Genomic DNA, 7659 nt, shown 5'->3' with positions numbered 1-7659 from the left:
TACCGCGCTTCAGATCCATCGGGTTCATGCCGGCTGCAACGGCCTTGCCGCCTTCGCGAACGATCGCCTGGGCGAGAACCGTTGCAGTCGTGGTGCCGTCGCCGGCAACGTCGCTAGTCTTCGAAGCAACTTCGCGGACCATCTGGGCGCCCATGTTTTCGAACTTGTCCTCCAGTTCGATTTCCTTGGCGACCGAAACGCCGTCCTTGGTGATGCGCGGCGCGCCGAAGGACTTGTCGAGGATGACGTTGCGGCCCTTCGGGCCGAGCGTTACCTTCACCGCGTCAGCGAGAATGTCGACGCCCTTGAGCATCTTTTCGCGCGCGGTGCGGCCAAACTTGAGTTCTTTAGCTGCCATTTTGAAGGCTCCTTGTTTCGAAATTCCGGACAGATCCGGCTTAGTTAAAAGATTATCGGCCGATCAGCCGATGATGCCCATGATGTCGGCTTCCTTCATGATCAGAAGGTCTTCGCCGTTGATCTTGACTTCAGTGCCGGACCACTTGCCGAACAGGACGCGGTCGCCAGCCTTGACGTCGGGAGCGACGACCTTGCCGGACTCGTCACGAGCGCCGGAGCCGACGGCGACGATTTCGCCTTCCTGCGGCTTTTCCTTGGCGGTATCGGGAATGATGATGCCGCCCTTGGACTTTTCGTCAGACTCGACGCGGCGGACGGCAATGCGGTCGTGCAGCGGTCGGAAATTGATGTTTGCCATTTCTGGTCCCTCGATCAAATGTCATTGCGGATCTAAGCGATCCGATGGCTAGCTGTTAGCACCATGTTCTGCCGCCGAACGGGTGGACTCTCGATGCAACCGTCATCCTTTCCGTTCATCTATCGGCGGTCCGACGATCATCACGGCAGGATCGGCAGAGAGAAGGCAGCTGGCGGCCGACCTGACGTCTTCCACGGTTACCACTTGGATGAGCTGTTTCCGCCGCTCGATATAGTCGATGCCCAGACCATCCAACTGGTTTGCGACCAGAGTATCGGCGATCGCGCTGGATGAGTTCAGAGCGTTGATAGCATACCCGCCGATGATATTTTTCTTCGCCGCTTCGAGCTCCTCTTCGCTAACGCCTTCCTCGGCTATCCGCCTCACCTCCGTGCGAATGAGGGAAAGCGCCTCTGCGGCGCGGTTAGGGCGGGTTGAGGTTTCAATGATAAGTGCCGAGGCGTGTTCATTGTTAACGAGGCTAGATCGGATGCCGTAAGCAAGTCCTCGCTTTTCGCGCACCTCGTTCCAGAGCCTCGACGTTAACGAGCCTCCACCAAGGATGTGGTTCATCAAATAGGCTGCGAAGAACTGCGGGTCTTTGGGGTTGATCCCGGGATAAGCCAAGCGCATCCGATCCTGAGGTAAGGCATAGGGAATCCGAATTTCCTGCCCTAGCTGCGGCGCCGCGTCCGCGACGTCCATCAGAAGAGCGTCGGAAGGCAAAGAGCCGAATATTTGATCCAGGTCGTGCTTGAGCGCTTCGGCGTCGATCGCTCCCGCCACGGCGATCGTAAGGTTGCCACGCGCGAAAAGGTGAGTATGAAGCGCCTTTAGATCGGAGGCCGTGACAGCCGCAAGCGACTGCTTAGTACCTTCTTTCCGCCGGGAATACGGATGATCGCCATAAATCGCCTTCCTCCATGCAATCGTTGCGGCGGTCGACGGATCCTTTGCTTCTGCAGTGATATTGGATGTAAGCTGCGCGCGAATCCGATCCACGGCCGCTTGGTCGAAGCGCGGCTGCTCGATGGCCCGCTTTAAAAGAGCAAATGCATTATCCTTACTGTCGGCAAGTACACGCAGAGATCCGTACACCGTATCCGGCCCGACACCGAAATGCACCTCGGCGCCGGCATCATCCAGCTGCTGCTGAAAGGCATCGCTGTCCAGCTCGCCGGCGCCTTCGTCCAACAATGCGCTCATGAGCCTGACGGCGCCTTCCTTGCCAGAAGGATCCTGCGTGCTGCCTCCGCGGAACGCAAAACTGATAGCGATGAGTGGGTGGGTATAATCCTCCACCAGCCAAGCCTTGACCTCGCTAGATGTATTGATCTCCTGGACGGTGATGGCCGCCTGAGCCGGCATCGCCGAGGCGAAGGTCAGCAGTACAAGTAAGACTTGAATATAATTGGCCGCCGCGCCTCTCAATTGATTTACCATCGTCATCTCCTATCTCCTGATTTTGTGGATGGGCTTTCGCGCGGCAGCAGATACCCCGCTACTGATCGATCCAGATTGAGATATTTCTTGGCAACCGCCTGCACCTCGGCAGTGGTTACCGCGCGGATCCTCTCCGGCCATTTCTGTACATCCGCAGCTGTGCTGCCGGTGGCTAGTGCCTCCCCGAAGATCTGGGCCATTTCCACCGGGCTGTCGCGTGCGAAGATCGTCGAGCGCACAAGGCGGTTTTTGGCCTTCTCGAGCTCGACCTCCGTAACGCCGGCCTCGATGATTTTCCGAATCTCAGCGTCTATTGCGTCTTCCAAGTCATCAATTTTCGCCTCGCTCAGCGGCGAGCCATAAACTGTGAAGCTCGTCGCATCGAGTGATCTTCCTCCAAAAGATGCGCTGGCAGAAGAGGCAATTGCCCGTTTCATCACTAGTTCCTGATAGAAGCGGCTGCGCGTTCCTCCAAGTATCTCCGAAAGAAGATCCAGAGATTCGCCTTCGCCTGGCTCACCCGTTCTGTAGGAAGGCACCACCCAAGACTTCTGAAAGCTCGGTATGGTCACGCGCGGGTCGGTGAGCACGACTGTTCGTTTGGTGTTCTGCTCCGGCTCCTGTGGCCGAACTCGCGGCGCCAGTTCCCGGCCGCGCGGTATCCGCCCGTATATCTCCATCGCCATCTTGCCCACACTGGCGACGTCCACGTCGCCCGCTATTACTAGTATGGCGTTGTTTGGGGCGTAGTATCGATCGTAGAATGCCATGGCGTCCCCGCCATTGAGCCTTTCCATTTCGTGCATCCAGCCAATCACAGGGAAACGATACGGATGGTTCTGATAGAGCGTCGCCTGCATCTCTTCGTCGAGAAGCGCCTCGGGACTTGCTTCGATCCTCGAGCGCCGCTCCTCGAGAATAACATCGCGCTCCGGCACGATCACCGCGTCTGAGAGTTTGAGATGGCGCATGCGGTCAGCTTCAAATTCCATCATCGTCAAGAGTGAGTCCGGCGTTACCGTCTGGAAATAGGCAGTGTAGTCGGACGAAGTGAAAGCGTTCTCGTCGCCGCCGAGCTCAGCGACCTTCGCGCTAAACTCGCCGGCCGGGTGCTCGTTCGTGCCCTTAAACATCAGATGCTCCAAGAAATGAGCGATGCCGGACTTGCCGGGTACCTCATCGGCATTGCCGACCTTATACCAGACCATTTGTGTGACTGTCGGCGCCCGATGATCGGGTATGACGACGACCTCCATGCCGTTGCTCAGCACAAAATTTTCGATCCCTGATTCGCTTCGCGGAGCGTTGAAGGCCGCCGCTTCCCAGGTCATCAGAGCGCTGGACGCGACCATGCTCAGGAAAAATGCACGAGTACGCGTAAGTGCCCTGACCGTGCGCCATTTTGCGGACATCCAGGAAGTCATCGGATTTGAGCGACGTGGAGTTGACAATCATGCGAAGACAACCATCGCAACAGTCCCTGCGAAAGCTTGACCGAATATTCCTTAGCGAGGACGGCCACTTAGTTCTGCTGCCTGTGGTACATCCCTCCGGAGGATGACCAGACGCAGGAATCTGACTAGTAAGCTTAGCTGACATTCGATATCTCCGCGCGAGTTCGTGACACTTCTGCGAAGGACTGCCGCAAGATGCGTGCCAAAAAAATCCTTTTGAAACAATAACAATCGATCGAACCGGCTGTGTCGCATGTCAGACATTGTCGGACATGCGAGAAAAAGAGCCGCAGTCCAATCAGCTGGATATCAATGAGAAGCTCCGCGCTCGCCGCCACTCACATACATCCGTCCTCATTGGATGGATACGGATTGATTGATCGCGCTTACTCGATAGTGGAGGTTTTACGCACAAAAGAGAGCGTGAGGCAGAGCGGCGCAGAGAGTTTGTCGAGCTCCGGCAGCGTATCAAGCGTTTTACGGGCAAGTCGACGCCAAGTGAACACTGTTGGGACGTTAGGCCATAAAGTCGTGCGACCGCGGAAACCATCACTCTTGGCTCATAGCTTTCTGGGATAAACTGAGCCTTCTGCTCGCGGCTTCAAAAGCGGGAGCGTTGAGATCGTTCGTCATATGTCTTAGCCCTCTTTCCAGGCTATCATCAATCGCAGGTCAAAACGCCGCTTACATTCTTCTTGCCAGACCGGCCGATGAAATCGGCTTCAGACTGCTGACAAACACCCTGGCCTGGCTGTGGGTTTTGTGATTCAGTGGGAGATGTTGAAGAAACCTTTCCCTTCCCAGACGGCTCGCGAGATGGTGACGCTCGACAGCCTGGTGCCGAAGGATCACCTGCTTCGCAAGATTGATGCGGTGATCGACTTCTCCTTCATCCATGATCGTGTTGCCGGGCCGACAATAGCCGACCGCCGCTCGGTCCGACCTTGATGTTCAAGGCGCTGTTCATCGGTTACCTGTTCGGCATCCGCTCGGAGCGTCAGCTGGCGCGCGAGATCGAGGTCAACGTCGCCTATCGCTGCTTTCTGCAGATGAAGCTGACGGATGGGTGTCTGACGCCTCGACGCTGTCGCAGAACCGGTGGCGTCGTTTCCACGACACGCGCGTCGCCCAGGACATCTTTGATCATATCGTCGAGCAGGCGATCGCCCACAAGCTGGTCGACGGCACGGTGCTCTATACGGATTCGACGCATTTGGAGGCGAATGCCACAAGGGCAAATATGATCTTGCGATGATCGAAAAGTCGCGCTCCGATTACTGCGCCGACCTCGACCGGGCGATTGAGGCCGAGCGCGCACTGCACGGCCAGAAGCCCTTGAAGGAAAAGTCGCGCGAGCCGCAGGTGAAGGAAACCAAGGTGTCGCGCACCGATCCCGACAGCGGCTACATGGTGCGCGACGGCAAGCCGAAGGCCTTCTTATATCTCGATCACCGCACGGTGGACGGTAAGCTTGCCATCATCACCGATACCCATGTGACGCTGCCAATGTCCACGACAGTATCGTCTATCGCGACCGGCTGGACCGCCAGCGTGAGCGGTTCGGCTTCGCGGTCGGCGCAGTTGGCCTGGATGCCGGCTATGCGACGTCCGGTATCGCCAAGGGTCTTGAAGATCGCACCATCCTCGGGGTCACCGGCTATCGCAATCCGCCCCCGCCAAAAGACGGCATGATGCGCAAGTCGAAGTTCGTCTACGAGCCTCAGACAGACGGCTATCGCTGCCCCGAGGGCCAACTGCTCGCCTATGCCACCACCGACCGCAACGGTTATCGCCACTACCGCTCGAACCCGGCCATCTGCCGCATCTGCCCGTTGCTGGCCTCTTGCACCAATAACGCCGCGGCGACACGCACCATCACCCGCCATGTCTGGGCCGATGCCCGCGAGCGTACCGATGCCCACCGCCTGACGCCTTGGGGCAAGGCAATCTACAAGCGCCGCAAGGAGACGGTCGAACGCTCGTTCGCCGATCCAAGCAGCTTCACGGGCACCGCTATGCCCGCTTCCGAAGTCTCACCCGCGTCGCATGCCACTGCCTGCTGGCCGCCGCCGCCCAAAACATCAAGAAGATCGCAATGGCCCTAACAAAAGGTACGAAACTGGCCTAGCGTGATCGCTCAGGGGCACCGCCGCGAATGGCTCTTAGGCCATGCGCGCGTCGGTCTCTCTGAAGGCCCACGTCCTTGCAAGAGACCCGAACAGCCTGTACCGTCTCGGATTGCCGTTTTCCAAGCGGATCGGTCTACGGCCAGCACTGGCGATCAAGCTGAACCCCGCTGCGCCCGCTCCCAAGTGCGACGGCCACCGGCAAGTAGCGGAGACGACAGCGCCCGCCTGGGTAGAGGGACGCTGGTTCAGTACGGGCACTCAGGATCAATCGAACGTGAAGTCCCACGCGGTAAATCCCAGGCAAGCCAGGCTGTCCACGCTGAACACACCGCCTAATTTAGGTGGCGAAGACTTGCGCGTGGTTATCGGAGGTGACATAGGCCAGATTCGCGACTCTGGTCATGCGGTCGTAATATTCGTAGGCGATAATGTCGCCAGCCGTCTCGCCTGAGATCGCACCCGCGACGGCAGAGGCAGAGGTGAAAGGTTGATCAGTGATCACCACGACGTGCTTGCCGTTCACACCTGAGGCCGCACCGCTGTAGAAGCTGCTCACGGGTAGCCAGACTGGCTAGCGTTGTTGATGATGTTCGCGCCAAAACCATCGGTGTCGGGGCTCACCGCATCGAAGGCAAACACGAAAGTGTCGTGGTCGGCAACGCCGGTCAGATAATCCCGGCCGTCACCGGCGTAGAGGACATCGTCGCCGGGACCACCGTAGAGCTTGTCATTATCCTCACCGGCAGTGCGCGGTTTGTCGCGGCCGTTGCAACTATCTTCTGTAGCAGCTTTTTCACCTTGTTGCCGCATAGTCGCCATCGCCGAAGTTATAAATCATCCATGGTCATCAGATGTTGATGGACTCTTGGAATGAGAGCACCGTGACGGTCCGTGATCAGCGCGAGCTTGTCGACAATGATATGCCGTGCGGCACACCGTATGCCACCGCTTTTCCGCGGACATGACGCTTTGGCTTCGATGGCACCGGCCGTCGGAGAGGCTTGCTTCTCTCCAATTCCGAGCTTCCATCATGGTTGATCCTGTGCCAAAGGCCCACGGCCAGAGCCTGGCTAAATCGTGCAATCGGCCCCTTTGGGATGGTCGAAAACGCCACGAGGCCTTCTCGCTTCAGCCGGAGCTCAGGATGTAACGACGATTTGAAGTGAGGGCGGGACGAGCGTTCATTGAATAGAGCGCAGTAAACTTATTGATGTCGGCCGCATCCACCTCCACCGGTTCCTTCGCTATTATCCAATCGACGATTTCGCTGCAAGGCGGTGTGGTGAGCGATCCCTCATAGGCCCAATACGTGAGCGAGACGGGCAGCATTTTGCTCGGCTCGACGTCGGGAAGGGCGGTTTCTTCACCGGTGTTTTGCGGGAAGGCCGCAGCCAAGGTCGAGAAAGCCGCGTTGGTTCCTCCCGGGACAAGGAAAACGCCAAGTACGCCCAAACCACCCGTTTCGGCATGTTTATGGACGAAATGCGCTTCCATCGGAAAATGCTTGCCTTCGACCAGATGTTCACTCGGAGCATGGAAATGGAACTGCACCAGCTCATAGAACTGATCACCGCGGCGAAGCGTTCCTCCGGGCGCCGCATTCACCTGGATCGTGTGCCCATTATTCAGGATAGTCCCGCCGGTCTTCCAGTCGAGCGCGAGGTCCGGGATGTCGGCTTTGATAGCGCCCCTGATGTCGAGGGGCGATTGCTGCGAACCGGACGAGCATGCACGGTTCTCCTCGGTCAAAGATCCCCAGTCTTCTGGACCAGCGTCACCACCATAGCTCCAGTGCACCCCTTCCGCAGCGTAAGCGGTCTTGACGCAAAGCGGGCAAGCAGCAAGCATTGCCAAACGTTTGATGAAGTCACGTCTTTCCATATTCGTTCCCTGTTAATGAGCCGCGCGCATAGCG

General features: G+C 57.9%; 8 protein-coding genes and 1 pseudogene. 2 read left to right on the top strand and 7 right to left on the bottom strand.

The window, feature by feature from the left end:
- The 4 genes from BSG20_RS34370 to BSG20_RS34355 all read right to left on the bottom strand — a co-directional run.
- A partial coding sequence (locus BSG20_RS34370; protein ID WP_280142240.1) for a TCP-1/cpn60 chaperonin family protein occupies positions 1-358 on the bottom strand: 358 nt, incomplete at its 3' end.
- A 63-nt stretch (positions 359-421) separates the two neighbouring features.
- Positions 422-718 (bottom strand): co-chaperone GroES, encoded by a 297-nt coding sequence (locus BSG20_RS34365; RefSeq protein ID WP_022719411.1) that lies wholly within the window; start codon positions 716-718, stop codon positions 422-424.
- 102 nt (positions 719-820) lie between these two features.
- Positions 821-2167: a M16 family metallopeptidase gene (locus tag BSG20_RS34360; protein ID WP_072382282.1), complete on the bottom strand. Its 1347-nt coding sequence runs from the start codon at positions 2165-2167 to the stop codon at positions 821-823.
- Entirely contained in the window at positions 2164-3513 is a 1350-nt protein-coding gene (locus BSG20_RS34355; protein WP_420884149.1) for a M16 family metallopeptidase, read from the bottom strand. The genes BSG20_RS34360 and BSG20_RS34355 overlap by 4 nt, the downstream gene beginning before the upstream one ends.
- On the opposite strand from BSG20_RS34355, the gene BSG20_RS38225 reads away from it, so the two are divergent.
- Positions 3401-3655: a hypothetical protein gene (locus BSG20_RS38225; RefSeq protein ID WP_244541538.1), complete on the top strand. Its 255-nt coding sequence runs from the start codon at positions 3401-3403 to the stop codon at positions 3653-3655. The two genes, BSG20_RS34355 and BSG20_RS38225, sit on opposite strands and share 113 nt — an antisense overlap.
- 737 nt (positions 3656-4392) lie before the next feature.
- Positions 4393-5743: pseudogene (locus BSG20_RS34350) on the top strand (IS1182 family transposase).
- 338 nt (positions 5744-6081) lie between these two features.
- Here the strand turns inward: BSG20_RS34350 and BSG20_RS38220 are convergent.
- The 3 genes from BSG20_RS38220 to BSG20_RS34335 form a co-directional block, all read right to left on the bottom strand.
- Positions 6082-6300, bottom strand: a complete 219-nt coding sequence (locus tag BSG20_RS38220) for a hypothetical protein (protein ID WP_072382280.1) — start codon at positions 6298-6300, stop codon at positions 6082-6084.
- Entirely contained in the window at positions 6297-6554 is a 258-nt protein-coding gene (locus BSG20_RS38215) for a hypothetical protein (RefSeq protein WP_072382277.1), read from the bottom strand. The genes BSG20_RS38220 and BSG20_RS38215 overlap by 4 nt, the downstream gene beginning before the upstream one ends.
- A gap of 318 nt (positions 6555-6872) precedes the next feature.
- The gene (locus BSG20_RS34335) at positions 6873-7625 is read right to left on the bottom strand and encodes a carbonic anhydrase (protein ID WP_093041894.1); all 753 of its coding nucleotides are present in this window, start codon (positions 7623-7625) and stop codon (positions 6873-6875) included.
- Positions 7626-7659 lie beyond the last annotated feature (34 nt).

The sequence above is a fragment of the Rhizobium tibeticum genome (genome assembly GCF_900110205.1).
Taxonomy (GTDB): domain Bacteria; phylum Pseudomonadota; class Alphaproteobacteria; order Rhizobiales; family Rhizobiaceae; genus Rhizobium; species Rhizobium tibeticum.
Note: the sequence above shows the minus strand (reverse complement) of the source record. Positions and strands in the feature narration are given on the sequence as shown.